Origin of the sequence: Methanobacterium alcaliphilum (assembly GCF_023227715.1) — an archaeon.
Classification (GTDB): domain Archaea; phylum Methanobacteriota; class Methanobacteria; order Methanobacteriales; family Methanobacteriaceae; genus Methanobacterium_E; species Methanobacterium_E alcaliphilum.
In genome coordinates, this window is record NZ_JALKIF010000034.1 from 1 (window position 1) to 769 (window position 769).

Here is a 769-nt window from a genome sequence, read left to right on the forward strand (position 1 = left end):
CCCTATGACTACGAAGCTAAAACTTCTTAGTCTCGCCACAACCAAAAACTCCCTGGCCCGTGTTTCAAGACGGACGACACAACACTAGTCCATCATATCTCATACTCCCACGTTACCATGGTTTCTTTCGAAAGACTTCATTCCTTTCATGCCATGTCTGGCTGTCACCATCTGGTTTCAGGCTCTTTTCACACCCCGATAGGGGTCCTTTTCAGCTTTCCCTCACGGTACTAGTACGCTATCGGTCTTGAGACGTATTTAGAATTAGGAGTCGATGCCTCCCAAGATTCAAGCCCAATATCCAATGGACCCTACTCAAGAAAAAAGCCCAAACCTCACACAAAACATATCTACGGGACTATAACCCTCTACGGTACAGCATTCCAGCTGACTTCAATTTATCTGAGGAGGCCTGTTGACTAAATCTTAACAACACCACATCTTCACCCATATTACTACAGGGAATTCAGTTTGTCCTACGCCGCTTTCGCTCGCTGTTACTAACGGCATCGCAATTGCTTTCTTTTCCTCCGCTTACTAAGATGTTTCAGTTCAGCGGGTTCCCGCTCCCACAAAGGGAGCATTCCGAAGAATAAGAAGACTCATTAGGCAATCCTGGGTTCAAAGGATGCATGCTCCTCGCCCAGGCTTATCGCAGCTTGCCACGACCCTCTTCGGCAACTCAAGCCAAGCCATCCCCCAGATGGTTTAAGTAGCATAATTTCACAACTAAACTATTCTGGATTATATATTATTACAAATACTAACT

1 rRNA gene is annotated in these 769 nt (G+C 45.6%); it reads right to left on the minus strand.

Going from position 1 to position 769, the window contains the following annotated elements:
- Positions 1 to 724: ribosomal RNA gene (locus MXE27_RS11740) — 23S ribosomal RNA — on the minus strand; the annotation flags it as partial.
- Between the last annotated feature and the right edge of the window lie 45 nt (positions 725 to 769).